Annotated in this window: 24 protein-coding genes, 1 tRNA gene and 1 pseudogene; 18 read left to right on the forward strand and 8 right to left on the reverse strand. The window is 69.9% G+C overall.

All coding sequences use genetic code 11. The annotated features are described in order from the left end of the window. Positions 1-17: 17 nt before the first annotated feature. From AC07NI_RS24985 to AC07NI_RS25000, 4 genes are read left to right on the forward strand one after another with little or no spacing between them, the layout of a single operon-like run. Complete coding sequence (locus AC07NI_RS24985) at positions 18-515, forward strand: hypothetical protein (RefSeq protein ID WP_494624211.1); 498 nt, start codon at positions 18-20, stop codon at positions 513-515. Continuing rightward, positions 512-1,858 (forward strand): glycosyltransferase family 4 protein, encoded by a 1,347-nt coding sequence (locus AC07NI_RS24990; protein ID WP_494624213.1) that lies wholly within the window; start codon positions 512-514, stop codon positions 1,856-1,858. Before AC07NI_RS24985 ends, AC07NI_RS24990 begins: the two co-directional genes overlap by 4 nt. Next, a complete protein-coding gene (locus AC07NI_RS24995; RefSeq protein WP_494624215.1) occupies positions 1,852-2,565 on the forward strand; it encodes a class I SAM-dependent methyltransferase in 714 nt (237 codons plus the stop codon). Before AC07NI_RS24990 ends, AC07NI_RS24995 begins: the two co-directional genes overlap by 7 nt. Further along, the gene (locus AC07NI_RS25000) at positions 2,562-3,629 is read left to right on the forward strand and encodes a prenyltransferase (RefSeq protein ID WP_494624217.1); all 1,068 of its coding nucleotides are present in this window, start codon (positions 2,562-2,564) and stop codon (positions 3,627-3,629) included. The genes AC07NI_RS24995 and AC07NI_RS25000 overlap by 4 nt, the downstream gene beginning before the upstream one ends. Before the next feature lie 2 nt (positions 3,630-3,631). Here AC07NI_RS25000 and AC07NI_RS25005 read toward each other — a convergent pair whose 3' ends face one another. The 3 genes from AC07NI_RS25005 to AC07NI_RS25015 are packed head-to-tail and all read right to left on the reverse strand — an operon-like array spanning position 3,632 to position 5,951. Further along, complete coding sequence (locus tag AC07NI_RS25005; protein ID WP_494624219.1) at positions 3,632-4,267, reverse strand: class I SAM-dependent methyltransferase; 636 nt, start codon at positions 4,265-4,267, stop codon at positions 3,632-3,634. Further along, complete coding sequence (locus AC07NI_RS25010) at positions 4,264-4,569, reverse strand: DUF4387 domain-containing protein (protein ID WP_494624221.1); 306 nt, start codon at positions 4,567-4,569, stop codon at positions 4,264-4,266. The genes AC07NI_RS25005 and AC07NI_RS25010 overlap by 4 nt, the downstream gene beginning before the upstream one ends. Continuing rightward, positions 4,566-5,951 (reverse strand): acyclic terpene utilization AtuA family protein, encoded by a 1,386-nt coding sequence (locus tag AC07NI_RS25015; RefSeq protein ID WP_494624223.1) that lies wholly within the window; start codon positions 5,949-5,951, stop codon positions 4,566-4,568. Before AC07NI_RS25015 ends, AC07NI_RS25010 begins: the two co-directional genes overlap by 4 nt. 139 nt (positions 5,952-6,090) lie before the next feature. Here AC07NI_RS25015 and AC07NI_RS25020 point away from each other — a divergent pair, with 139 nt between their 5' ends. From AC07NI_RS25020 to AC07NI_RS25070, 11 genes are all read left to right on the forward strand, one after another. Next, the gene (locus AC07NI_RS25020; RefSeq protein ID WP_494624225.1) at positions 6,091-6,954 is read left to right on the forward strand and encodes an isocitrate lyase/PEP mutase family protein; all 864 of its coding nucleotides are present in this window, start codon (positions 6,091-6,093) and stop codon (positions 6,952-6,954) included. Continuing rightward, entirely contained in the window at positions 6,951-8,348 is a 1,398-nt protein-coding gene (gene leuC / locus AC07NI_RS25025) for a 3-isopropylmalate dehydratase large subunit (RefSeq protein ID WP_494624227.1), read from the forward strand. The genes AC07NI_RS25020 and leuC overlap by 4 nt, the downstream gene beginning before the upstream one ends. Then, on the forward strand, positions 8,348-8,995 hold the full coding sequence (leuD, locus tag AC07NI_RS25030; protein ID WP_494624229.1) for a 3-isopropylmalate dehydratase small subunit: 648 nt from the start codon (positions 8,348-8,350) through the stop codon (positions 8,993-8,995). Before leuC ends, leuD begins: the two co-directional genes overlap by 1 nt. Beyond that, on the forward strand, positions 8,992-10,416 hold the full coding sequence (locus tag AC07NI_RS25035) for an MmgE/PrpD family protein (RefSeq protein ID WP_494624231.1): 1,425 nt from the start codon (positions 8,992-8,994) through the stop codon (positions 10,414-10,416). Before leuD ends, AC07NI_RS25035 begins: the two co-directional genes overlap by 4 nt. Further along, positions 10,413-10,967: a YbhB/YbcL family Raf kinase inhibitor-like protein gene (locus AC07NI_RS25040; protein WP_494624232.1), complete on the forward strand. Its 555-nt coding sequence runs from the start codon at positions 10,413-10,415 to the stop codon at positions 10,965-10,967. The genes AC07NI_RS25035 and AC07NI_RS25040 overlap by 4 nt, the downstream gene beginning before the upstream one ends. Positions 10,968-11,017: 50 nt before the next feature. Further along, positions 11,018-11,680, forward strand: a complete 663-nt coding sequence (locus AC07NI_RS25045; protein ID WP_494624233.1) for a GntR family transcriptional regulator — start codon at positions 11,018-11,020, stop codon at positions 11,678-11,680. Between the two features lie 98 nt (positions 11,681-11,778). Next, positions 11,779-13,140, forward strand: a complete 1,362-nt coding sequence (locus tag AC07NI_RS25050) for an MFS transporter (RefSeq protein ID WP_494624234.1) — start codon at positions 11,779-11,781, stop codon at positions 13,138-13,140. Continuing rightward, positions 13,137-14,003, forward strand: a complete 867-nt coding sequence (locus tag AC07NI_RS25055) for an isocitrate lyase/PEP mutase family protein (protein ID WP_494624235.1) — start codon at positions 13,137-13,139, stop codon at positions 14,001-14,003. Before AC07NI_RS25050 ends, AC07NI_RS25055 begins: the two co-directional genes overlap by 4 nt. A 32-nt stretch (positions 14,004-14,035) precedes the next feature. Beyond that, complete coding sequence (locus AC07NI_RS25060; protein ID WP_494624236.1) at positions 14,036-14,620, forward strand: cation efflux transmembrane domain-containing protein; 585 nt, start codon at positions 14,036-14,038, stop codon at positions 14,618-14,620. Positions 14,621-14,642: 22 nt separating this feature from the next. Continuing rightward, positions 14,643-15,506: an alpha/beta fold hydrolase gene (locus AC07NI_RS25065; protein ID WP_494624237.1), complete on the forward strand. Its 864-nt coding sequence runs from the start codon at positions 14,643-14,645 to the stop codon at positions 15,504-15,506. 191 nt (positions 15,507-15,697) lie between these two features. Beyond that, the gene (locus AC07NI_RS25070) at positions 15,698-16,384 is read left to right on the forward strand and encodes a GntR family transcriptional regulator (RefSeq protein WP_494624238.1); all 687 of its coding nucleotides are present in this window, start codon (positions 15,698-15,700) and stop codon (positions 16,382-16,384) included. A gap of 54 nt (positions 16,385-16,438) precedes the next feature. Here the strand turns inward: AC07NI_RS25070 and AC07NI_RS25075 are convergent. The 4 genes and pseudogenes from AC07NI_RS25075 to AC07NI_RS25090 form a co-directional block, all read right to left on the reverse strand. Then, positions 16,439-16,524: transfer RNA gene (locus AC07NI_RS25075), tRNA-Cys, on the reverse strand. Positions 16,525-16,586: 62 nt separating this feature from the next. Continuing rightward, a pseudogene (locus AC07NI_RS25080) lies at positions 16,587-17,159 on the reverse strand (YjbE family putative metal transport protein); the annotation flags it as partial. 6 nt (positions 17,160-17,165) lie between these two features. Further along, entirely contained in the window at positions 17,166-18,311 is a 1,146-nt protein-coding gene (locus tag AC07NI_RS25085) for an acyl-CoA dehydrogenase family protein (protein ID WP_494624239.1), read from the reverse strand. Between the two features lie 75 nt (positions 18,312-18,386). Next, positions 18,387-19,766: an MmgE/PrpD family protein gene (locus AC07NI_RS25090; protein ID WP_494624240.1), complete on the reverse strand. Its 1,380-nt coding sequence runs from the start codon at positions 19,764-19,766 to the stop codon at positions 18,387-18,389. A gap of 286 nt (positions 19,767-20,052) precedes the next feature. On the opposite strand from AC07NI_RS25090, the gene AC07NI_RS25095 reads away from it, so the two are divergent. After that, positions 20,053-20,265: a hypothetical protein gene (locus tag AC07NI_RS25095; protein WP_494624241.1), complete on the forward strand. Its 213-nt coding sequence runs from the start codon at positions 20,053-20,055 to the stop codon at positions 20,263-20,265. Between the two features lie 110 nt (positions 20,266-20,375). Then, the gene (locus AC07NI_RS25100) at positions 20,376-21,107 is read left to right on the forward strand and encodes an enoyl-CoA hydratase/isomerase family protein (RefSeq protein WP_494624242.1); all 732 of its coding nucleotides are present in this window, start codon (positions 20,376-20,378) and stop codon (positions 21,105-21,107) included. Between the two features lie 3 nt (positions 21,108-21,110). On the opposite strand, the gene AC07NI_RS25105 is transcribed toward AC07NI_RS25100, so the two are convergent. Next, on the reverse strand, positions 21,111-22,157 hold the full coding sequence (locus AC07NI_RS25105; RefSeq protein ID WP_494624243.1) for a methyl-accepting chemotaxis protein: 1,047 nt from the start codon (positions 22,155-22,157) through the stop codon (positions 21,111-21,113). Positions 22,158-22,562: 405 nt separating this feature from the next. Here AC07NI_RS25105 and AC07NI_RS25110 point away from each other — a divergent pair, with 405 nt between their 5' ends. Continuing rightward, positions 22,563-23,456 carry a DUF2971 domain-containing protein gene (locus tag AC07NI_RS25110; RefSeq protein ID WP_494624244.1) on the forward strand — a complete coding sequence of 298 codons (894 nt, stop codon included), beginning with the start codon at positions 22,563-22,565 and terminating at the stop codon, positions 23,454-23,456. Positions 23,457-23,567 lie beyond the last annotated feature (111 nt).

Raw genomic sequence — 23,567 nt, forward strand, 5'->3', positions numbered from 1 at the left:
CTCCCCGCGAGCCCCAAATGCAGACCGCCGCCCACATCGTCAGAGGCACCCCGATCTGGGCCTGGGCCATCCTGGCCTATCTCGTCTACCAGGGGATCCAGTCCCTGCGCCCGCGCACCATGGCCGTCAGCCGGGCCCTGATCGTGCCGATCCTGTTCATCGCCCTGGGTCTGTCGCGGATCGTTCTGGCCCACGAGCCGGGCGCGGCGGCGATCGGCGCCTGGGTGGTGGGAGCCCTGCTGGCCGCCCCCTGGCCGTTCGTGCGCGGCGTGCGCCTGTTGGCGGTCGATCCTGAGGCCGGCACGATCACCCGCCCCGGCGGTTGGACGCCGCTGGCGCGTAATGTCAGCGTCTTTGTCCTGCAGTACGGGGTGGCGGTGGCCACGGCCATGAAGCTGGCCCAGGGCGGACCGGCCGCGGCGCTCGCCCACTTCGTTTCCGGCGCCACGGCCGGCTACTTCCTGGGCTGGGGCATCGTCCTGATCCGCGAATACCGGGCCGCCAAGCCGGTATGAGCCTGGGTCCCATTCGTCAAAGGGTTCTAGACGCCCACGCCGCGCGCGCCGCCGCCGCCGCCGCAGAGACGCCCGGCAGGCCGCCCCCCGCCGCCGACGCGGCGGCCTCGCGGCCCCTTCGCATCGCGTTCCTGGGCTATCGCTCCGACCCCAAGGTCGGCGGCCAGGGCATCTACCTGTCGCTGGTCGCCGCCGCCCTGGCGCGCCGGGGCCATCGCGTCGAGATCTTCTCGGGCCCGCCCTATCCGCAGGTTCCGCCCGGCGTCCTGCTGACGCCGGTGCCGTCGCTCGATCTCTACGCCCAACCCTTCAAGGGGCGGCTGGCCCTGCGCTGGCGCCACCTGAGCGACCGCACGGCCCTGATGGAGTTCTTCGGCCACCACAGCGGCAAGTTCATGGAGCCGGAGACCTTTGGCCGGCGCGTCGCGGCGTTGCTGAAGGCCCGCAAGAACCAGTTCGACGTGGTGCTGGACAACCAGACCCTGGCCCATGGCCTGCTGGAGGTCGAGGCCGCGGGCCTGCCCGTGGTCGGGATCGTCCACCACCCCATCCACCGCGACCGAGAACTCGCCGTCGAGGCCGAGCCGCGCTGGTGGATGAAGGCGCTGATCCGTCGCTGGTACAGCTTCCTGCCGATGCAGGAGGCCGTCGCTTCGCGGCTGAAGCGGGTCCTGGTCGTCTCCCGCGCGGCCGGCGACGACATCGTCGAGCGGCTGGGGGTCTCCCCGCAAGCCATCGAGGTCGTGCCCCTGGGCATCGACCAGACGGTCTTTCGCCCGGGACGGGAGGGCGATCGCCATCCCAGCCGCATCGTCAGCACCGCCAGCGCCGACGTGCCCCTCAAGGGCTCGCGCTTCCTGCTGGAAGCCTATGCGAGCCTCCTCGCCGAGCGACCGCAGCTGGAGCTCTATCTGGTGGGACGCCTGCGGCCGGACGGGCCCACAGCGGCCCTGCTCAAGCGCCTGAACCTCATCGATCGCGTGCGCTTCGTCCATGATCTCAGCACCGAAGACCTGGCCGAACTCTACGCCTCGGCCACGGTCGCCGTCACGCCGTCGCTCTACGAGGGCTTTGGTCTGCCGGCCGCCGAGGCCATGGCCTGCGGCACGCCCGTGGTGGTCACCGACGGCGGGGCCCTGCCCGAGGTGGTCGGCGAGGCCGGCGTGGTGGTGCCCCGCGCCGACGCCCCGGCCCTGGCCGCGGCCATCGCCGCGGTTCTGGACGATCCGGACCGGCGCGCCCGGATGTCGCAAGCGGGCTTGGCCCGCGTCACGGCGACCTTCAACTGGGACCGCCTGGCCCAGCGGTACGAGAAGGTCCTGGCGGAGGCGGCGGGATGCTGACGGTTCGCCTGGAGCGCCTTGGGCTCGAGCCCGGCGATCACCTAATCGATGTCGGCTGCGGGGAGGGGCGCCACGCCCACGCCGCCCACGAGCGCGGCGACCTGCGGGTGACGGGCCTGGACCTCAGCCGCAGCTGCCTGGCCACCGCGCGCGCGCGTCTGGCCCAGCTGAAGCCGGGCGGTCGCACCGAGTTCATCGAGGCCAGCGCCTATGAGCTGCCCTTTGCGGACGCCAGCGTCGACGCGGTGATCTGCTCCGAAGTGCTCGAGCACCTGCACGACTACCCGCGGGCCCTGGGCGAGATCGTCCGGGTCCTGCGGCCCGGCGGCCGGTTCGTGGCCACCGTCCCGCGCGCCTGGCCCGAGCGGATCTGCTGGGCCCTGGCCTCGGGACCAGGCGGCTATGCCGACCAGCCCGGCGGCCATATCCGCATCTTCGAGGCCGGCGACCTGCGCCGCGAGATCGAAGTGCGCGGCTTCCGGTTCCAGGGGGCTCATCACGCCCACGCGCTGCACGCGCCCTACTGGTGGCTGAAGACGGCCTTCTGGGCGCGCCGCGACGATCACCCTTGGGTGCGCGCCTACCAGCGCTTCCTGGAGTGGGACATTCTGCAGGGGCCCTGGATCACCCGGGCGCTGGAGACGGCGCTCAACCCGGTCCTGGGCAAGAGCGTGGCGCTTTATTTCGAGCGCGGGACTCAGCCATGAGGCGCCTGGCCAAGACGGGCCCCATCCTGCCCAACCACAACACCCTGGCCCCGGCGCTGGAGGCCATGCTCGCCATTCAGCGCTCCGACGGCGCCATTCCCTGGTTCGACGGCGGCCCATGCGATCCCTGGAACCACGCCGAGTGCGTGATGGCCCTGGGGGTGATGGGCGAGGACGCCGCGGCCCGCGCGGGCCTGGACTGGCTGGCCGCCAGCCAGCGGCCCGATGGCGGCTGGAGCGCGCCCTACGGCAACGCCCTGCCGATCGAGGACGACATGCGTCTGGCCCGAGGGCCCAGCCCGCAGGTCGTCGACAGCAATTTCGCCGCCTATCCCGCCACCGCCGTCTGGCACGCCTATCGCCTGAGCGGCGACCTCGGCCTGGTCCGCCGCTACTGGCCGATGGTGCGGGCCGCCATCGACTTCGTGCTGAGCCTGCAGGCGCCGCAGGGCGACATCTCCTGGTCGCTCGAAGGCCATGGCACGGCGTTGGACGACGCGGTCCTGGCCGGCAACGCCTCGATCTTCGCCAGCCTCGGCCACGCCATCCGCCTGGCCGACCTGCTGGGAGAACAGACCAGCCGCTGGTGGCTGAGCCGCGAGCGGTTGCTGCGCGCCTTGACCGGCGCGCCCGAACGCTTCGACCGCAACGGCCAGGATCGATCGGGCTTCGCGATGGACTGGTACTATCCGGTCCTGGCCGGGGCGACGCCGTCCGACGCCGTCGAGGCGCGGCTTGAGGCCGGGCGCGCCCGCTTCATCGTCCAGGGCCTGGGCTGCCGGTGCGTGGCCAACGAACCGTGGGTGACGGTGGCGGAGTCGGCCGAGCTGGCCATGACCCTGATCGGCCGGCGGCGCTACACCCAGGCCGCGGCTCTGCTGACCTGGCAGGAGGCCCATCGCGACGCCGACGGCGCCTACTGGATGGGCTGGCAATTCGTCGAGAAGCTCTATTGGCCGGTCGAAAAACCCAGCTGGACCCAGGCGGCGATGATCCTGGCCCACGACGCGCTCTATGACGCCTCGCCCGCCGCGCGCGTGCTGACCGGCGAAGAGCGCGCCTGAGCCTAGACTTCCCGGCGCAGCAGACGCAGCGACTTGATCTCGGCGAACGGCGTATAGAGGTCGGAGGCCACGGCGCGCAGATAGATCTCGTAAGGGGCCTGGCCGCCGTCCTTGGGATCGGGAAAGACGTCGTGGATCGCCAGAATGCCGCCCGGCATCAGGTGGCGCGTCCACCCGCGATAGTCGGCCAGGGCCGCCTCGCGGGTGTGGCCCCCATCGATGAACAGCATGCCCAGGGGCGTGCGCCAATGGCGCGCGACCGTGGCCGAGCGGCCCACGATCGGGATCACGCAATCTTCCAGATCCGCGCGGCGCAGCGTCCGCCGCAGGCTTGGCAGGGTGTCCAGGCTCTGGGCCTCGGCGTCCCACAGGCTGGGGTCGTGCCATTCCCATCCGGGCTGGTTCTCCTCCGAGCCGCGATGGTGGTCGACGCAGAACAACACCCCGCCCGCCTCCTGGCAGGCCGCGCCGATATAGAGGGCCGACAGGCCGCAATAGCTGCCGATCTCCAGGCACGGACCCAACTGCGACTGAAGGCGGGCGGTGATGTGCAGGGCCGCGGCCTCGTCGGGGTCCAGGAAGCCCTTGACGCTCGCCGGATCGATCGGCAGGCGGGGCGAGGCGAGATCCAGGCTCACAGCGCGATCTCCAGCAACCGCACATATTGCTGGCCGCCATGCATGTCGTGTTCGTCGGGGCCGCCCTGCGTGGTGGGCCGTGGATAGGAAAGCTTCAGGGTCAACAGGTCGGGGATCTCGAACCGGCGCACCAGGCCCGGATCGACCGCGTAGAGCGCCGCCACCGACGGGGTCGACAGGGCCGCGGACGCCACGCCCCGCTGATAGGCCTCCGCGTCGGGGAAGACGATGTCGATGGTCAGCCAGAACGGGCCGGCGTTCTTGGAGCGGACGGACTTGGCCAGATCCTTGAGCGTGGTCATGCGGCGGCTCCCGTAAATTGCGGCCAGCTGGAACGGACAAGCTCGTGGGGATCGGAGACCGCCACGACGTGGTTGAGCAGGAAGGCGTGGGTCTGGCCGCGCTCGATCTCGGCCGGCGAGAACGGGAAGGCGTAGCTGGGAATCTGGACGCCGCGCTTGGCCGGCAGGTGGAAGAAGTAGGGATTGCAGGTCTTGGCGATCCGCGTGGCCAGGTCCTGGGTGGCCGCGGTGGCGACGAACAGCAGGCCGATCTCGCGCGGCCGCGGCGTGTCGGGATCGGGCGTGACGCGATCGACGGCGTTCCAGCCATAGGGCCGGATCGAGATCTCGAAGGCCTCGGGGGCAAGGCCCAGCGCCTTGTGCGTGCGATCCACCAGGGCGCGGCGCATCAGGCCCACGAACTTGTCGACGTCCTCCAGCACGTTGGGGTCGCGGATCCCCACCAGCATGATGGTCTGGTACGGGCCCGGCGCGGCGCCCTCCAGTTTCATGGTGTAGGGCCTGGGCTCCCAGACCGAGCCGGTGACCCGTACGCGGCGCTCGTCCAGCGCCTCGTAGCGCGCGCCCGAGACGTCCAACACCCCGCCCGGTTCGGTCAGCCGGAACGGGTCGGAGTTCTCATAGAGCATGTGGGCGGCCACGCTGGCGGTGTCGCAGTGGTTGGCCGCGCTCAGCGGCTCGACCTCGAACGCATCGACGCCCACCCGGATCAGCACCCCGCCATCCAGCGGATTTCGGGTGCACACCCCGCCGCACTCGGCGATCTTGCCCGCGTGCCAGGCCGGACCCGCGCCCGCCCCGCGCATCAGCGGCACCGCGGCGATCACGGCCGTATCGGTCGTGCGCCCGCCCAGGACGATGTCGGCGCCGGCCGCGACGGCGGCCATGTAGGGCTCGGGACCCATCAGGGCGACGATGTTGGCGCAGCGATCGAACGGCGCGGGCGGCTCGGCCGTCATCGGCGCCAGGGGAGCGATCGCCCCGGCCGCGGCCTTGTCGTTGAGGACCTTGGCGTCCTGCTGCGAGTAGAGCAGGGCGATCTTGGGCGAGAAGCCTTCCTCCTCGCAGATCTCCCTGGTGATCTCATAGGTCCAGTCCACGGTGGCGTCGACGCCGCAGGTGCTGCACGAGCCGATCAGGAGCGGGATCCCAGCCTTGGCCTGGGCGCGGATCAGCACCTGCAGATCGGCCTTGATCGAGTCGCGGCTGTACTTGGACCGCCCCTCGGCCAGATAGGCCGGCCCGCTGTCGGTCGAGCCCGCGTCCAGCGCGATGGCGTGGGCGCCCGCGGCGATGCCCGCGGCCAGGTGCTCTTCCAAAATCCCCATGCCGAGCGCGCCGATCGGCACGATCACCAGGGTTGGTTCTACGATGTCTGACATGACGTTTCCCCTTTGGCGCGCTTAGCCGCGCTCGACCTTGGCCGGCGCCGGCGCGGTGTTGACCAACGTCGCCGATTGCAAACCCTATAAGCATATTGTAGGAGAATCCTGTCATAACAAACTAGGCAAGAATAAGAAAATGAGTGGAGCTGCGCTGCGGTCGCTGTGGTCCGGGGAGGACATGGCGGTGGCGCCGGGGGCCTATGACGGGCTCACCGCGCGTTTGGTCGAACAGGCCGGTTTCAAGGCCGCCTATATGACGGGCGCGGGCACCGCCGCCGCGCGAGGCTTTCCGGACTACGGGCTGCTGACGGCCACCGAGATGGTCGAGAACGCCGCGGTCATGGCCCGCACGCTGAACATTCCGCTGATCGCCGACGCCGACACCGGCTACGGCAATGAGCTCAACGTCACCCGCACCGTGCGCGACTTCGAGGCCGCCGGGGTGGCCGCCATCCATATTGAAGACCAGGTCTCGCCCAAGCGCTGCGGGCACCTGGACGGCAAGGAGGTGATCTCCAAGGACGAGTTCGTCTCCAAGATTCGCGCCGCCGTCGCCGCCAAGAAGAACCCCGACTTCGTCGTCATCGCCCGCACCGACGCGCGCGCCACCATCGGGTTCGACGAGGCGGTGGCCCGCTCGCAGGCGGCCGTCGAGGCCGGCGCCGACATGATCTTCCTCGAGGCGGTGCAGACGGCCGAGGAGCTGGCCGCGGTGCCCAAGCTGATCAAGGCGCCGTGCCTGCTCAACATCGTCCCGGGCGGCAAGACCCCCGAGATCAGCCTGCCGGAGGCCCAGGCCCTGGGCTACAAGCTGGCCATCCTGCCGGGCGTGCTGCTGCGCGCCATCATTCCGGTCATCGATCAGACCCTGACCTCGCTGCTGGAGACCGGCAAGCCGCAGGCCACCCCGCTGAACGCCGGGGTGATGACCGCCTTCAAGCGCTTTGGCGCCAACGAATGGGACGCCCTGCGCCGCACCTACGACGAGGTCGCACGATGAGCCCGCGCACGAGCCTCGACAAGATCTGGGACGCCCACGTCATCCGCGACTTCGGCGACGGCTGGTCGCTGCTGCACATCGACCGCCACGTCCTGCACGACCTCTCCGGACCGCCGGCCTTGGCCGAGGTGCGCAAGCGCAAGCTGCCGATCCATGACTCGCAGCTGATCTTCGCCACCCCCGACCACGTGGTGTCCAGCGCGCCGGGCCGCACGGCGGCGACCTTCCCGCTGGGCGAGCGCCTGTGGAAGTCGCTGCGCGACCTGACCAAGGCCGAGGGCCTGCGCTTCTTCGACCTGGGTCAGGAAGGTCAGGGCATCGTCCACGTCATGTCCCCGGAGTTGGGGATCGCCCTGCCGGGAACGACCCTGATCTGCGGCGACAGCCACACCTGCACCAACGGCGGCGTCGGGGCCCTGGCCTTCGGGGTCGGGACCTCCGAAAGCTCCCATGCCCTGGCGACCTCGACCCTGCGCATGCGCCGGCCCAAGACCATGCGCATCCGCGTCGACGGCGCTCTGGGCAAGGGCGTCACGCCCAAGGACGTGGCGCTGCACCTGATCCGTACCCTCGGGGCCGACGCGGGCGTTGGCCACTCGATCGAATATGCCGGCTCGGCCATCGAGGCGATGTCGGTCGAGGGACGCCTGACCCTCTGCAATCTGTCGGTCGAGCTGGGCGCGCGCTCGGGCATGGTCGTGGCCGACGAGAAGGTCTTCGACTACCTGCGCGGCCGACGCTACGCCCCGCAGGGCGCGACGTTCGACGCCGCGGTCGAGCAATGGCGCGCCCTGGCCACCGATCCGGGCGCGGTGTTCGACAAGGACGTCGCCATCGACGCGGCCGACATCGCCCCCACCATCACCTGGGGCACCAGCCCCGAGCACGGCATCGCCGTCGACGGCGTCATTCCCGATCCGGCCGAAGGCGAGGCCGACAATCAGGAAACCCTGAAAGCCGCTCTGGACTATATGGGCCTGGAAGCGGGCAAGCCTCTGCTCGGCACCAAGGTGGACTGGGTGTTCATCGGCTCGTGCACCAATTCGCGGCTCAGCGACCTGCGCGACGCGGCGGCCGTGGTCACCGGCCACCATGTCGCCGAGGGCGTGACCGCCTGGGTGGTGCCAGGCTCGGTGGCCGTCAAGCGGGCGGCCGAAGCCGAGGGTCTGGACAAGCTGTTCCTTGAGGCCGGCTTCGAATGGCGCGAACCCGGCTGCAGCATGTGCGTGGCCGCCAACGGCGAGCAGGTGCCGCCCAAGGCGCGCTGCGTCTCCACCTCCAACCGCAATTTCGTCGGCCGCCAAGGGCCGCGCGCCCGCACCCACCTGGCCAGCCCCGCCTCGGCGGCGGCCGCCGCGGTGCGCGGGGTGATCACCGACGTGAGGACGCTCTGATGCCCACCCCCTTCACGCGCGTGAGCGGCGCGGCCACGCCGCTGCGTCTGGCCAATATCGACACCGATGTGATCATCCGCATCGAGCGCCTGACCTCGGGCGACATCGGCGCCCTGGGGCACTGGGCCTTCGAGGCCCTGCGCTACCTGCCCGACGGCTCGGAAAACCCCGACACCCCGGTTAACCAACCCAAGTGGCGCGGCGCGCCGATCCTGCTGGCCGGCCACAATTTCGGCTGCGGCTCCTCGCGCGAAGCCGCCGTCAACGCCATGGCGGCCATGGGCGTACGCTGCGTGATCGCCGACAGCTTCGGCGACATCTTCTACGCCAACTGCTTCCAGAACGGCATGCTGCCGGTGCGCCTGCCCGGCGACACCGTCTCGGCCCTGATGGACCTGTCGGAGGCCAGCGACGAGCCGTTCGAGGTCGACCTGACCACCTGCGAGATCCGGGCCCCGGGCGGCCGCGTGGAGAAATTCGACATCGACCCCTTCCGGCGCGAGGCGCTGCTGGCGGGTCTGGACGACATCGGCCTGACCCTGCGCGATGATCCGCTGATCACCGCCTGGCAGGCCAAGGACAAGGCCGAACGTCCCTGGGTTTGGGAACAAGTCTCGGCCGACACCAGCGTGGGAGCGCAAGGATGAGCGACGAAATCAAGGCGGCCACCGATCCGAGCGGCCCGACCGGGACCCTGGCCACCTGGCTCTCGGGCCTGACCCTGGACCAGGCTCCGCAAGAGATCCGCGAGCGCGCCAAGGAAGTGATCCTCGACGGCCTGGGCTGCGCCCTGATCGGGGCCCAACTGCCCTGGTCGCGCACCGCCGTCGACGCGGTTCTGGCCTTCGAGGGCGCGGGCGACGCGCCGATCATCGGCTGGGGCAAGACGACCTCGGCCCCGGCCGCGGCCCTGCTCAACGGCACCTTCATCCAGGGCTTCGAACTGGACGACTTCCATCCGGCCGCGCCGCTGCACAGCGCCTCGATCATCCTGCCGGCCCTGTTCGCCCAGGCCTCGCGCCAGGACGTCAGCGGCGCGGACTTCCTGCTGGGCGCGATCGCCGGTTTCGAGGTCGGCCCGCGGGTCGGCATGGCCCTGCACGGCTCGCAGATGCTGTCGCGCGGCTGGCACTCCGGCTCGGTGTTCGGCACCCACGCCGCGGCCGCCTCGGTCGGCAAGGTGCTGGGCTTTGACCCGGCCACCTTCGAGGACGCCCTGGGCCTGGCCGGCACGCAGTCGTGCGGCCTGATGGCGGCCCAGTACGAGGCCATGTCCAAGCGCATGCACCACGGCTTCGCCTCGCGTAACGGCTTCTACGCGGCCATGCTGGCCAGCGCCGGCTACACCGGCATCAAGCGGGTGTTCGAGCGCGAGTACGGCGGCTTCCTGTCGGTGTTCGGCGAAGGCCATGATCCCGACGCCAGCAAGATCTCCGTCAAGCTGGGCGAGCAGTGGGAAACCAAGCGCATCGCGCTCAAGCCCTACGCGGCCATGGGGGCCCTGCACGGGCCGCTGGACGCCACCTTCGAGCTGCTCAAGCGCCGCAAGGTCGATCCGGCCGACATCGAGAAGATCCAGATCGACATGTCGCACGCGGCCTATCACCACGGCTGGTGGGAGCTGGAGCGTCCCGTCACCCCGATCGGCGCCCAGATGAACGTCGGCTACGCCGTGGCCGCCGCCATTCTCGACGGCGCGGCCCTGGCCAAACAGTTCTCGCCCGACCGCATCAATCGCGACGACGTCTGGGCCCTGATCCCCAAGATCCGCGCCGTTCACGACGAGGACTTCGACAACGTCCCCACCCGTCGCGGCTCGGCTCGCCTGACCGCCACCTTCAAGGACGGCAGCGAGGAAGTGGTGATGATCGAAATCCCGCGCACCTACGCCAAGCCCCTCGACCGCGAGGGCGTGATCGCCAAGTTCTCGACCCTGGTGGACGGCGTCATCGACGACGCGCGCCGCGACCAGGTGATCGAGACGGTGCTGGGCCTGGAGTCGGCCGGCTCGGTGGCGCCGCTGCTGGCCCTGCTGGCCCCCGCGGTGAGGAGCCCGTTCGAGTCATGAGCGAGACGCCCCCCGGCGTGGCCCTGCGCGGCATCCACGCCGACGAGTCCTGGTTGGTGATCAACCACTATGCGCTGAAGGGCCGGCCCGCCGGCCTGACGGTGACCAGCCCGTGGTTCGAGGACGGCAAGACCATTCCCCTGAAGGCCTGCGGGCCCGGCGTCGGCGACAACATCTCGCCGCCGCTGGTCTGGTCGGCCGCGCCGCAGGGGACCCAAGGCTGGCTGATCGTGCTGCAGGATCCCGACGCCCCGGTCGACAAGCCCTGGATCCACTTCGTGGCCGGCAGCGCCGAGCCGTCCCTGTCGGGCGTGGCCGAAGGCGCCCTGGCGTCCCCGGCCTGGACGTTCGGCAAGAGCACGGGCGGGGAGAGCGGCTATCACGGCCCTCGCGCCCTGCCGGGCCACGGACCGCACCGCTACTTCTTCCAGGTCCTGGCGCTTTCGCGCCCGCCGGGCCTGACCCCTGACGAGAAACTGCCCGACCTGCTCGACCGGATCGCCGAGTCCATCCTGGCTCACGGCGTCCTGGTCGGGATCTTCGAACGATAAGAACGATAAGAAGAGCGGCCGCCGCGGCGGCCGTCCTTCGAAGGAGGACGATGAGCGCCGACACCGTGGTCGACCAAGCGGCCGAGTCGATCCGCAAAGCCATACGCGACGGCGGTTTCGCGCCGGGCCAGCGCCTGGTGGTGTCCGACATCACGCGCATGCTCAACATCAGCGCCGGCCCGGTGCGCGAGGCCATCAGCCGCCTGACCGGCGAGGGCCTGATCGAGGTCGTGCCCCATCGCGGCGCGGCCGTGCGCACTTTCACCGCCGTCGACATCCGCGAGATCTTCGAGGTTCGCGAGATGATCGAGGGCCTGGCCGCGCGCCTGGCCGCCGAGGCCGTGGCCCGCGAGCCTCGCCACAAGGCCCGGGTCCAGGCCTCGCTCGACGCCATGCGCGGCATCGTCGAGCGCCGGGAGCTGGCGTTCATCGACCACAACCAGGATTTCCACGCGATGATCTACGACCTGGCCGGCAACCACCGGGCCTTGGAGATCGCGCGGCACCTGACCTTGCCGATGTACCAGTTCCGTTTCCACCACCTGATGAACCCCGACCACGCGGCCCAGTCGGCGGTCGAGCACGAGGCCATCGCCTCGGCCATCCTGGCGGGCGACCCGGACGCGGCGGAGCAGGCCATGCGCGCCCACATCCGCACCTCGGCCGAGGCCCTGGCGGAGGTGGTGGCCAGCCGCGCCCAGGACCGGTCCTGACCAATTTGCCGACGATATTCTAATATAATCTTGTATCAAGAAACCATGGTGGTATGGCTGCTGAGCGGCCCTTGCCGCCAACATTTGGGGAGAGGCGCATGGCCAAGAGCCAGAGCCCAGGCTACAGCCGCGAAGCCAAGATCATCCTGGCGCTGCTGTTTTGCGGCTACCTGCTGAGCAACGCCGACCGCGTGATCTTCGGCATGGCCTTGAAGCCGATCAAGGCGGTGCTGCATCTGAGCGACAGCCAGCTGGGCCTGCTGTCGGGCCTGGCCTTCGGCGCCAGCTACGCCATCTTCAGCCCGCTGGGCGGGTTCATCGTCGACCGCGTCAAACGCCGCCTGGTGATGGCCAGCGCCGTGGCCGCCTGGAGTCTGGCGACCTTCTTCACCGCTTTCGGCTCGGGTTTCGTGGCGATGTTCGCCGCCCGCGCCGGGGTCGGGGTGGGCGAGTCCCTGCTGCACCCGCTGGCCGTTTCCCTGGTCGGCGACACCGTGCCCCAGGACCGCCGCCCCCGGGCCTTTGGCATCTACACCAGCGCCGGCGTGGTCGGCGGCTTGATGGCCAGCATCCTGGGCGGGGTGCTGATGTTGAAGCTGGCCAAGCACGGGCCCTGGGTCCTTCCGTATTTCGGGGCGCTCGCCCCCTGGCAGGGCCTGTTCGTGGCGGCCGCGATCCCGGGGCTCGTCCTGGCCCTGGTGATCCTGGTGGTCATGCGCGAGCCCAAGCGCGAGGCGGCGCCGCCGGCCGTCGAGGGCCAGAAGGCCGGCGGCCTGGCCTTCATCAAGCGCAACCCCCGCCTGGCCGTGGCCATCTTCTGCGGCATCTCGACCATCCAGATGGGCGCCTACACCCTGCAGAGCTGGAACGTGATGTTCTTCGAGCGGGTCCACGGCTGGTCCGGCCCCAAGGCCGCCATCCTGTCGGCGGGCACCTGCGGCCTGTTCACCCTGGCCGGCTGCCTGGTCTCGGGCCGCATCATCGAGGCCTTCCGCAAGAAGGGCGTGGCCGAAGCGCCCTTGGTCGTGGCGGTGATCGGCGCGGCCTGCATGGCGGTGTTCGCCAGCATCGGCCTGGCCATGCCCACCCCCTGGCTGTCGCTGGCCTTCCTGCCGCTGGCCTCCTTCTGGGGCTATGTCCCCTCGGTGGCCGGCTTCTCGGCCATGGCCGAGCTGGTGCCCGCCCCGATCCGCGCCCGCCTGGCGGGACTGCACACCCTGGCCAACGGCATCATCGCCAATTCCCTGGGTCCGTTCCTGGCCGGGGCGCTCAGCGACCATCTGTTCCCCAGCGCCCATGGCCTGCGCTGGGCCCTGATCACCACCCTGATCATCGCCGCCAGCGTCGGTTCGATCCTGGTCCTGCAGGCCAGCGGCGCCTATCGCCAGCTGCTGGGCCTGACCCGTTCGGCGCCCAAGCCCGGCGCCGATGTCCTTTCAGCCTCGGAGGTCGGCGTATGACCACGCCCGCACGTCGCCTGCGCGAGCTCTTCGCGCGTGAATCCATCGTCGTGGCCCCGGGGGCCTATGACGGCCTGACCGCCCGCCTGGTCGAACAGGCCGGATTCGAGGCGGTCTACATGACCGGCGCGGGCACCGCCGCCGCCCACGGCTATCCCGACTACGGCATCCTGACCGGCAGCGAGATGGCCGACAACGCCGGCTTCATGGCCGCGGCCACAAAGATCCCGCTGATCGCCGACGCCGACACCGGCTATGGCAACGAGCTCAACGTCACGCGCACGGTGCGCGACTTCGAGCGCCAGGGCGTGGCGGCCATCCATATCGAGGACCAGGTCTCGCCCAAGCGCTGCGGGCACCTGGACGGCAAGACCGTGATCCCGGCCGACGAGTTCATCGGCAAGATCGCCGCGGCCGTGGCCGCCAAGCGCGACCCGGACTTCTACATCATCGCCCGCACCGACGCGCGCGCCGTGGCGGGCCTGGACGAGGCCATCGACCGGGCCAACGCCGCCCTGGCCGCCGGCGCGGACATGGTGTTCGTCGAAGCCACCCAGAGCCTGGAAGAAATGGCCGCCGTTCCGGCCCGCGTGAAGGGTCCTTGCCTGCTCAACGTCGTGCCGGGCGGCAAGACCCCCCGCGTCTCCCTCGAGGACGCGCGCGGCATGGGCTACAAGCTGGCCATCTGCCCTGGCGTGCTGCTTCGCGTCATCGTGCCGGCCGTCGACGCGGCGCTCAACAAGCTGAAGGAACAGGGCCTGCCGACCGGCGGCCAGGCGCCGGACGTGGCCATCGCCGAGAGCTTCCGACGGTTCGGGGCCAGCGAGTGGGACCAGTTGCGCCGCCAGTACGCAAAGAGCTGATGTCGCTGGACGGCCGGCCAGGGGAGGCGTCGATGATCGCCAGCCGCGATTTTCGCCTGGTCGTGGCGACCGTCGCCAGCCTGAACCTGGCCTATTTCGGGGTCGAGTTCGCCGTCGCCCTGCATGCCGGGTCGGTGTCGCTCCTGGCCGACAGCGTCGACTTCCTGGAGGACGCGGCGGTCAACCTGCTGATCCTGGCGGCCGTCAACTGGAAGCCGGTCGAGCGGGCACGACTGAGCATGGGCCTGGCGGCTCTGTTGCTGGTCCCCGCGCTCGCCTTTCTCTGGGGGCTCTGGGGCAAGGTCGTTTCGCCCACGCCGCCCGAGGCCGGGGCCTTGACCCTGACGGGCCTGGGCGCGCTGGGGGTCAATGTCGTCTGCGCCGCCCTGCTGGCCCGGTTCCGAGCCTCCGGTCAAAGCCTGACCAAGGCCGCCTACCTGTCGGCCCGAAACGACGCCTTCGCCAATATCGCCATCATCGCCGCGGGCTTCGCCACCCTGACCCATCCTTCGATCTGGCCCGACGTCGTGGTCGGGGTCGGGATCGCGGCGCTGAACATCGGCGCGGCCAAGGAGGTCTGGGAAGCGGCGCGAAAAGAACACAAGGCGCAAGCCTGAACCCAGCAACGGGAGACATGCCATGCAGAAGCTGCTGATCGAAGGCCTCCAGGTCGCCTGCAGCCGTTCCCCGGGCCAAAGCCCCTCCATCCTCTTCCTGCACGGGGCGTTCTGCGACCACGAGGACTGGGCCGCCCAGCTGGAGACGCTCAAGGGCCACTACACCGTCGCCGCTCTCGATCATCGCGGGCATGGCCGGGCCGCCGAGGCCGGCGAGACCTCCACCGTCGAAAGCCTGGCCAAGGACGCCGCGCGCATCATCCAGCTCCTCGGCCTGGGCCGCACCATCGTGGTCGGCCACAGCCTGGGCGCGCGGGTGGCCCTGCAGATGGCCGCCGACGATCAGGGCGAGCTGGCCGGACTGGTCCTGGTCGACGGCAGCCGCTCCCAGGCCCTGAAGTCGCGTCCGGCGCCGGAACGCTCGGCCGCCGCGGTCAAGCCCCAGCCCGAGGCGCCGCGCGCCGCGCCGCCCGGCGATCTGATCGAGGGCCTGGTCCGGTATTTCGAGACCATGTTCTATCCGGGGGTGGATCCGGCGGTCAAAGCCAAGGTCCTGGCCACCGTTCGCGCCAATCGGCCCGACCAGGTCCTGGCCCTGTCGGCGGCGGTGACGCGCTGGGACATCGAGCGGGTCGAGCCGGTGCTGGCGGCGATCGGCAAGACCTTGCCGGTGCTGGCGATCCAGAGCACCAGCTACGGCCCCGACGGCAAGCGCCACACCCTGACGCCGCAAGACACCACCAGTCCCTGGCTGGACCTGCTGGGCTCCTACCTGCCCCAACTGGACGTCCTGATCCTGCCGGGGCTGGGCCATTTCACCATGATGGAAGATCCCGCGCGGGTGTCGCGAGCCATCGACCGCTTCGCCGACACGGCCCGCCGCTAGGCTCGATCGGCCGCGCCCCGCGCGCGGCTCGCGAGCCTGGAACGCGCCTGATCGCCTTTCAAGAACCGGGAAATCGGAACCCGTCCCGCGCCCCTCGGCGCGGGCGCTGGGGCCGCCTAGGCCATTGTGCTAGAATCGTTGGATAGTATTTTGATAGACAACGGTTTCCTTGGAAGGATCGGCCCCGTCCCATGGTTGAACGCGCCGAAAGCGTCGTCGACTTCGTCAGCAATTCGCTGCGCGACTCCATCCGCGAGGGCCAGTTCGCCCCGGGGCAGCGCCTGATCGTCGCCGATCTGACGGTGATGTTCGGGGCCAGCGCCGGCCCCGTCCGCGAGGCCATTCGCCGCCTGACCGGCGAGGGCCTGATCGACATCCAGCAGCATCGCGGCGCCACCGTGCGCCAGTACAGCGCCGACGAGGTTCGCGACATCTTCCAGGTCCGGGAGATGATCGAAGGCCTGGCCGCGCGCCTGGCCGCCGCCAAGATCAAGAACGGCGACAACGCCAAGCGCCTGAAGGCTTGCCGCGACGCCATGGCCAAGGCCGCCGCCGCCCAGGATCCGGGCTATGTCGCCCACAACCAGGCTTTCCATCAGCTGATCTACCAGCTGGCCGGCAATGCGCGGGTCATCGAGATCGCCGGACAGCTGACCCTGCCGATCTACCGGATGCGGTATCACAACCTGATCGACCCGACCTATATCCGCACCTCGATGGCCGAGCATGATCGCCTGATCGAGGCGATCCTGGCCGGCGACGAGACCAAGGCCGAGAAGCTGATGCGCGAGCATATCGGCCACTCGCGCGAGACCATGGTCGAGGCCATGGACAGCCCCGCCGGCCGGCCGCGCGCCGCCCGGGCCGCCACGGCCTGACGCCGCTCCCCAAGGCCGCGCCCGAGCCCGCGCCCTAGCGCGCGGGCGGACGCTTGGCCGCCTCGGCCGGCGAGATGTCCAGGACATCCGGCGCCGCGGCGTTGTAGGCCGCCGTCTTGCCCAGATCGATCACGACGGCCCGGTGGCCTTCCCAGACCATGTGCAGGGCCACGTAGAGCACGATCGCCAGGCCGATGAAGCCGATCCAGCGATGCTTGTGCAGCAGGTTGGCGATCGCGCTGGCCGCCAGGCCCATCAGGACAATCGACAGCAAAAGGCCAAAGACCAGGATCCCCGGATGCTCGCGGGCCGCGCCGGCCACGGCCAGGACGTTGTCCAACGACATCGACACGTCGGCGATCAGCACCTGCAGGAACGCCTGCTTGAAGCTCTTGGCCGGCTTGGCGCTGGGCTCGGTGGCCGGGTCGCCGTCGATGATCGCCCGGGCGTCGGCCTCGGCGTGGGTGGCCTGCTCGCGCAGCTCCCGCCACATCTTCCAGCACACCCAAAGCAGCAGCAGGCCGCCGGCCAACAGCAGGCCGACCACGCCCAGGAGCCAGGTGGTGATCAAGGCAAAGCCGATGCGCAGCACCACGGCCGCGCCCAGGCCGTAGAGGATGACCTTCTTGCGCTCCTTGGGCGGCAGGCCGCCGGCCGCCAGGCCCACCGCCACGGCGTTGTCGCCGGCCAGCACCAGATCGATCATCAGGACGGAAAGGAAGGCGGAGAACGCGCCGTTGAGGCCGCCCGCCTGAGCCAGGAGCTGGTCGAGCATGATCGGTTATCCGCCGCGCTTGAGGGTTTCGCGAGCGATGACCAGCTGCTGGATCTGGCTGGTGCCCTCGTAGATCCGGAAGATCCGCACGTCGCGGTACAGCCGCTCGATGCCGTAGTCGGCGACATAGCCGGCGCCGCCGAAGATCTGCACCGCCCGGTCGGCGACCCGGCCGACCATCTCAGAAGCAAACAGCTTGGTCGCCGCCGCCTCCAGGGTGATCGATTGACCCGCGTCGCGCTTCTTGGCGGTCTCCATGACTAGGGCGCGGGCCGCCAGGGCTTCGGTCTTGCTGTCGGCGATCAGGGCCTGGATCAGTTGGAAATTGGCGATCGGCTGGCCAAATTGCTTGCGCTCCAGGGCATAGGCCACGCTGTCGGTGATCAGGCGTTCGGCCACGCCCACGCAGACGGCCGAGATGTGCAGGCGGCCCCGGTCCAGGACCTTCATCGCCACCTTGAAGCCTTCGCCTTCCTCGCCCAGGCGGTTCTCGACGGGCACGCGGACATTGTCGAAGGTCACGTCATGGATGTGGGCGCCCTGCTGGCCCATCTTCTTCTCGGGCTTGGAGACCTCCAGGCCCGGCAGGTCGCGCGGCACCAGGAAGGCCGAGACGCCCGCGCCGCCCTTCACCTTGGGATCGGTGCGGGCCATGACGGTGAACAGCTGGGCCTTGCCGGCGTTGGTGATGAACCGCTTGGCGCCGTTGAGCACATAGGCGTCGCCGTCGAGGATCGCCTGGGTCTGGACCGCGCCGCTGTCGGAGCCCGCCTCCGGCTCGGTCAGGGCGAACGATGTGATGATTTCCCCGGTGGCGATGCCGGGCAGCCACTTGGCCTTCTGCGCCTCGGTGCCGAACATCACCAGCCCCTGGCTGCCGATGCCGATATTGGTGCCGAACGCCGAACGGAAGGCCGGCGAGGCCCGGGCCATCTCGATGGCGACCAGGACCTCTTCCTCCATGTTCAGCCCCAGGCCCCCGAACTCCTCGGGGATCGATTGGCCAAACAGGCCCAGGGCCTTCATGTCCTCGATGACCTCCTCGGGCACCAGGTCGTCCTCGGCCACCTTGCCTTCGATCGGACGCAGGCGCTCGGCCACAAAGCGAGCGACCGTGTCGAGCAGGGCGGTCAGGGTTTCTGGATCGAGCATGACGAGGTCCGGGAGCTTGAAGAGCCGGCATGGGCCGACGGAAAGGGGCGAGGAAGGAGGCTGAGAACCGCTGGTTCAGCCGAGGTTGCGGTCGCGGCGCGCCGCCGCGCCGGCGGCCACCAAGGTCGAGCGAAGGCGAGCCACGCCCCCAGGCGCGTCGATCAGGTCGACGGCGGCGCGTAGGCCAGGGCCGGCGCGTTCGACGCCGAGCGCGGCCAAGGTCCGGTCGAACTTGCGGTCGACGGCGACGGTGAAATCGGCGCTGCCTGGGAAGCCGGGATAGGCGCTGGCCTCGACCGTGACCGTCTGACCGCCCGTGGTGATGGTGATGATCCCGCCGTGGCGACGTCCGGTCGGCGACTCGACGAACGCCACCTTGCCGGCCACCGCCCGCACCAGCGGATCGGCGATGGCGCCGTCATTGACCTGCAGGGGATCGCGCAGGTCGCGGGCGAGCGCCAGGGCGAGCGAATAGGGGACGCTGTACTGGACCGCGACCAGGGTCTTGGGATCCAGGTCCATGTGCTTGGCGTGGATCGCGCCAGGCCCGACCTCGACCACCACCGAGGTGATGGCCTGAGGCGACCACTCCAGGCCGCGATCGCGCGCCTCGTTGAGCGCCTGGACGAAGATCAGGGCGTAGGCGTGAACGGGCGCCAGCTTGATGATCATGGTCGAGCCGCGCCAGGCCGTCCCCAGACCCGCGCACAGCGCCGAAACATCGGGCTTGGGCGAGAACGCGTTGAGGAACCCATGCGGGGACTCCAGGACGTTGCGCGGACCCTCCACGCCCGCCTGGGCCATCAGGGCCGCCTCCAGCCCCAGCTGAGCCGCGCGGGCCGGGTGCAGGCGCTTGGTCATGGCGCCCTCGTCGAGGAAGGCCATCAGGCCGGCCGAGGAGGAGGCCGCCAAGCCCATGGCCGAGGCGCATTGGTCGGCGTCCAGGCCCAGGAGCCTGGCGCAGCCGGCCGCCGCCGCCAGCGCGCCGTTGAGGCCTGGATTGTGGAAGCCGCGCTCGTGCTCGACGCTGTTGCCGCTGGCAGCGCCGATCCTGGCGGCCAGCTCATAGGCGGCGATCATCGCCGCCAGCAGGACCTCGCCGGACAGTTCGCGCTCGGCCGCCAGGGCCAGCAGCGCCGGGAAGCAGGCCGAGGCAGGATGGGTGCAGGGGGCCACGTGCTCGAACTCGAAATTGGCCGCGGCCAAGGCGTCGAGCAGGACGGCCGTCGAAAGGCTGACGCTGGTCCCGTCCACGGCGCTGACCGGCCCAGGTCCCGTGGCGATCGCCATGGCCGCTGAAACCTTGGCGAACACCGGTTGGACGCTGCCGGCCAGCATGACGCCGAGATTGTCGAGGATCAGGGTCTTGAAGCTGGCGCGGACCGCCTCGGGGACGTCCTCCAGGCGAAGGCTGGTGGCGAACTCCGCCAGCTGGATCGTCGGAGATTGGGTCATGTCTCGCCGCCCGCGCTTGAAGTCTTCTGATTGGGCGGCCAGGCCGCCGGCCCACGCGCCGCCAGGGGCCGCGACGAAGGCGTGCTGGGCAAATTGGTTAGTGGATCATGCTCGTCAGAACAAGCTTATTGTACTAAACGATTCTAATATAATCCTCGCTTCACATCCCCACCCGCGCGCGGCGGTCACTGCGACAGGGTTCATCGCCCGCGGATCAACACCGGACCAGGCCATGTTCGTCAGGATCTATCGGCGCAGACCGCCAGGAGACGGCGCGGAGCACGCCGTGTTCAGGAAGTCGGCCCAATGGGGTCCCGAGCGAGGGGGCGAGCGGGCCCCGGGGTGGCGGCTGGTCGCGGTCGCCGACCTGGAGCGCCCCGACCGGGACCTGCCGTTCGATGCGGCCGCGGCCATGGCGGCCATCGAGGCCCGAGGCGTATACACCTTCGTGCAAACCGGCTGGCCGCGCCTTGAAGGGGCCTACGCGGCCGTGGCCTGACGTCGCCGCGCGATCGGGACATCCAGCCGGCCCGGCAAGGGAATTTTCGGGCGTAGGCGCCGCGACGGCAGGCTTGCCGCTCGCCCGATCATGGTTCATTCCATGATCTCATGATTTACCTGTCGAACCCAGAACCCGCCATCGCCCTGGTCGAGCTCGACACGCCGCCGGCCAATGTCCTGGCCATGGACGAGCGGCAGAGGCTTTTGGACGCCTTTTCGACCATCGAAAGCGATCGGGCCGTGCGCGCGGTGATCCTGAGCGGCCGCAACGGCGCGTTCTGCACCGGCGACGACCTGGCCCAGTCGCTGACACGCGACGTGGAGACCCAGACCGCGGCGATCCTTCACTTCCTGGCGATGTGCGACACCATCGCCGCCTGCCGCGCGCCGGTGATCGCCGCCATTGACGGCTGGTGCATCGGCGGCGGCCTCGAGCTGGCCTTGGCCTGCGACATTCGTCTGGCCAGTGATCGCGCGAGCTTCGCCTGCTCGGCCGTTCGGATGGGTTTGACCGCTTCGGCCGGTCGCCTGACCCGGCTGATCGGCGAAGCCAAGGCAAAGCCGCATCTGCTGACCGGCCAACCGTTCAGCGTCCTGCGCGCTCTGCATGATGGGATCATCACCGACATCGTCACCGGCGACGGGGTGGTGGGGGCGGCGCTGGAGATGGCCAGGACCATCGCCTCGCGCGCGCCGCTCGCGGTGGAGTCCACCAAGCGCGTGGCCGGTGGGATCGCCACGACCGAAGCCGAAATCCCCGCCCTGGCCGCCAGCCTGGACCATGGCGAGGCCAGAGCGGCGTTCATGGCCAAGCGGCCCGCCGTCTTCGAAGGCCGCTAGACCTCAGGCCGCGCGGGCTCGCGCCGGCGCCTCGGCGCTGGCGGCGTATTCGATGCACCCATACCAACCCAGGCCCTCATAGGTCTCGTAGCCGGGCGTGCGGGCAAAGGCGATCAGGCGATCGCCCGCGACGTAGTGACCACGCGCCTGGCCGCCGGCTTGCAGATCATAGCGCTCGGTCAACAGGCCCGCGCCGTCCGACGCGGCCAGGATCCGATGCTGGGCGTCCAGCAGCATCACCCGCGTGCCGGCCCGCTCCTCGGCCGTCAGTCCTACGCCCTTGACGATGGCCGCCGCCTGCGGCGCCCAATCGAAGAAGACGCCCAAGACCCCGACCGAACGCCCATTGAGCGCGCCGCCCCGACGAACCGCCGTCGAATAGGTCGCCGCCGACGCCCCGCCCAGGCCCGCCGCCTGGGTGATGTCGCAGACGGCGAACTCGTCGCCATTGGCCGTGCGCAGGGCCCGCTGGAACCACGCCTCGCCCGAGACGTCCCGGCCCACCACGTCGCCACGCTCGGGACGGCCGTTGGCGATCACCCGGCCCCGGCCGTCGGCGACCCACAGATCCAGATAAACGGTGTAGGAGCGCAGGATCGTGGCCAGCCGCTCGCTGGCGAAGGCCGAGGAGGCGTGCGAAGGCGCTTCGAGGGCGCCGACAATGGCGCTGTCGGTGGCCCACCAGCGCACGTCGCAGCTGCGCTCATAGAGATTGCGGTCGATGACCTCCACGCAGTTGTGGGCCAGGTCGGCCAAGCGCGCGCCGCGCATCTCCGAGACCAGGCGCGAGCCGGCCGCTCCCAGGCGCGCGATGTTGGCCGCCACCGCGCTGCGCAGCTCGGCGGAGATGGCGTTGATGTCGCGCGCCACCAGGCTCATCTCCTCGGCGACCACGGCGAAGGCCGCTCCCGAGGCCCCGGCTCGAGCCGCCTCGATCCTGGCGTTCAGCGCCAGCAGGTTTGTCTGGCGCATGACGCCGTCGATCAGATCGACCTTCTCCTCGGTGACGCGAGAGACCGCGTAGGCCAGCTCCAGGATATCGTTTTCCATCGGTCGTTCCGTTCGAGGACGGACGTTTCCAGACCCTGTGGAACGGGCCTCTTTTTGGCGGACCCTTGTTCGCCGAACAGCGCCGGCAGTGGTGAACGAGATCCTAATTTCTCGGTGGGAAGGGTCCGGCTCCGCGCGCGGCCGGGGCACGCGATCACCGCGACAGCGGTTACCCTCGGGGGGTTTTTGCACCGCGCGCACACCGACTATGCACAAAGCGCCCCCGCAGAGCTAAAATGCGGAAAAGGCTTGTTATTTCAGGCGTAAGCACCGAACGCGCGTTCGGGCGCAGCTTGAGTTTGCAGCCCTGCTCGACGCGCGCTAGCGTCGTGCCGCGGAGCGCCGGCCAGCGCCCCGGTCCGCCGGCGCTCCGGCCCCGTTCAACGCCGCCGGAGGCCCTGTTTCGTGAGCATCTCCGAGCCGCCGCTTTCGACGCCGCTCTACAAATACATGCCCCTGGAGACCGCCAGGATCGTCCTGTCGAACGGCACGCTGCGCTGGACCACGCCCCCGCTGCTCAACGATCCCTTCGACATCAGCTTCGACCTGCTTCTCGAGACCGATTCCCGGGACATACGCGCGCTGGCTCTGGATCTTCTGTGGGCGGACTGGCTCGACGACAGCCGCCCCGCCCCACAGCCCGCCTTCGAGCTGTGGAAGCAACTTCATAAGCGCCCGGACGCGCCTCTGACGCGCGAGGCGTTCGACCGGGAAGCCGGTCCGATCGTGGCGGGGGCGATCCGACGCATGGACGCCATTAGCGAGATGAACGCCCAGCTGCGGGGACACCTGCGGCAGTCCAAGCTGCTGTGTCTGTCGGAAAGCCCGGACAACATGCTGATGTGGGCCCACTACGGGCAACAGCACTACGGGGCCGTGCTGCGCTTCACCCGCGAGGGGGAGACCAACATGTTCGCGGCGGCCAGGCCCGTCACCTATGCGGAGAAAATGCCGCGCTTCGCCGACAGCACCGGCCTCGCCGGGATCATCGCCGGCCGCCCGGTGGACGGCAAGGCCCTCACCGAGGCGCAGATCTACACCAAGGCCCGTGACTGGAGCTATGAGCGCGAATGGCGCATCCAGTTTGGCAAGGGCCGCGTCCCGGAGGCGCCGCACGAAGATCTCTATTTCGGCGACTCGTTTCTGACCGGGGTCGTGATGGGGTGCCGCATGGCGCCGGAAAGCCGGATCGAACTGGCCGCGCTGGCCCGCGCGCTCAATCCCGCCGTCGAGCTTCTCGCCGCCAGGCCCTCGTCGCGGGAGTTCAAGATGGACCTGGAGCCGTTCGACCCCGGCTGATCAGGCCGGGTGGCCCTCGCGGACCGTCAAACGCGAAAAAGCCCTCCCCGGGGGAGGGGAGGGCTCTTCGATTGCGCGACTGGGCGCAAAGGGGCCGATACGCCGCCCCTC

Source organism: Caulobacter sp. GW821-FHT10E02 (assembly GCF_059415225.1).

What these genes read in the sequence shown, in the direction of transcription:
- AC07NI_RS24985 (WP_494624211.1), top strand. Translation starts at nt 18, where the DNA reads ATGCAGACCGCCGCCCACATCGTCAGAGGCACCCCGATCTGGGCCTGG.
- AC07NI_RS24990 (WP_494624213.1), top strand. Translation starts at nt 512, where the DNA reads ATGAGCCTGGGTCCCATTCGTCAAAGGGTTCTAGACGCCCACGCCGCG.
- AC07NI_RS24995 (WP_494624215.1), top strand. Translation starts at nt 1,852, where the DNA reads ATGCTGACGGTTCGCCTGGAGCGCCTTGGGCTCGAGCCCGGCGATCAC.
- AC07NI_RS25000 (WP_494624217.1), top strand. Translation starts at nt 2,562, where the DNA reads ATGAGGCGCCTGGCCAAGACGGGCCCCATCCTGCCCAACCACAACACC.
- AC07NI_RS25010 (WP_494624221.1), bottom strand. Translation starts at nt 4,569, where the DNA reads ATGACCACGCTCAAGGATCTGGCCAAGTCCGTCCGCTCCAAGAACGCC.
- AC07NI_RS25015 (WP_494624223.1), bottom strand. Translation starts at nt 5,951, where the DNA reads ATGTCAGACATCGTAGAACCAACCCTGGTGATCGTGCCGATCGGCGCG.
- AC07NI_RS25020 (WP_494624225.1), top strand. Translation starts at nt 6,091, where the DNA reads ATGAGTGGAGCTGCGCTGCGGTCGCTGTGGTCCGGGGAGGACATGGCG.
- leuC (WP_494624227.1), top strand. Translation starts at nt 6,951, where the DNA reads ATGAGCCCGCGCACGAGCCTCGACAAGATCTGGGACGCCCACGTCATC.
- leuD (WP_494624229.1), top strand. Translation starts at nt 8,348, where the DNA reads ATGCCCACCCCCTTCACGCGCGTGAGCGGCGCGGCCACGCCGCTGCGT.
- AC07NI_RS25035 (WP_494624231.1), top strand. Translation starts at nt 8,992, where the DNA reads ATGAGCGACGAAATCAAGGCGGCCACCGATCCGAGCGGCCCGACCGGG.
- AC07NI_RS25040 (WP_494624232.1), top strand. Translation starts at nt 10,413, where the DNA reads ATGAGCGAGACGCCCCCCGGCGTGGCCCTGCGCGGCATCCACGCCGAC.
- AC07NI_RS25045 (WP_494624233.1), top strand. Translation starts at nt 11,018, where the DNA reads ATGAGCGCCGACACCGTGGTCGACCAAGCGGCCGAGTCGATCCGCAAA.
- AC07NI_RS25050 (WP_494624234.1), top strand. Translation starts at nt 11,779, where the DNA reads ATGGCCAAGAGCCAGAGCCCAGGCTACAGCCGCGAAGCCAAGATCATC.
- AC07NI_RS25055 (WP_494624235.1), top strand. Translation starts at nt 13,137, where the DNA reads ATGACCACGCCCGCACGTCGCCTGCGCGAGCTCTTCGCGCGTGAATCC.
- AC07NI_RS25060 (WP_494624236.1), top strand. Translation starts at nt 14,036, where the DNA reads ATGATCGCCAGCCGCGATTTTCGCCTGGTCGTGGCGACCGTCGCCAGC.
- AC07NI_RS25065 (WP_494624237.1), top strand. Translation starts at nt 14,643, where the DNA reads ATGCAGAAGCTGCTGATCGAAGGCCTCCAGGTCGCCTGCAGCCGTTCC.
- AC07NI_RS25070 (WP_494624238.1), top strand. Translation starts at nt 15,698, where the DNA reads ATGGTTGAACGCGCCGAAAGCGTCGTCGACTTCGTCAGCAATTCGCTG.
- AC07NI_RS25085 (WP_494624239.1), bottom strand. Translation starts at nt 18,311, where the DNA reads ATGCTCGATCCAGAAACCCTGACCGCCCTGCTCGACACGGTCGCTCGC.
- AC07NI_RS25090 (WP_494624240.1), bottom strand. Translation starts at nt 19,766, where the DNA reads ATGACCCAATCTCCGACGATCCAGCTGGCGGAGTTCGCCACCAGCCTT.
- AC07NI_RS25100 (WP_494624242.1), top strand. Translation starts at nt 20,376, where the DNA reads ATGATTTACCTGTCGAACCCAGAACCCGCCATCGCCCTGGTCGAGCTC.
- AC07NI_RS25105 (WP_494624243.1), bottom strand. Translation starts at nt 22,157, where the DNA reads ATGGAAAACGATATCCTGGAGCTGGCCTACGCGGTCTCTCGCGTCACC.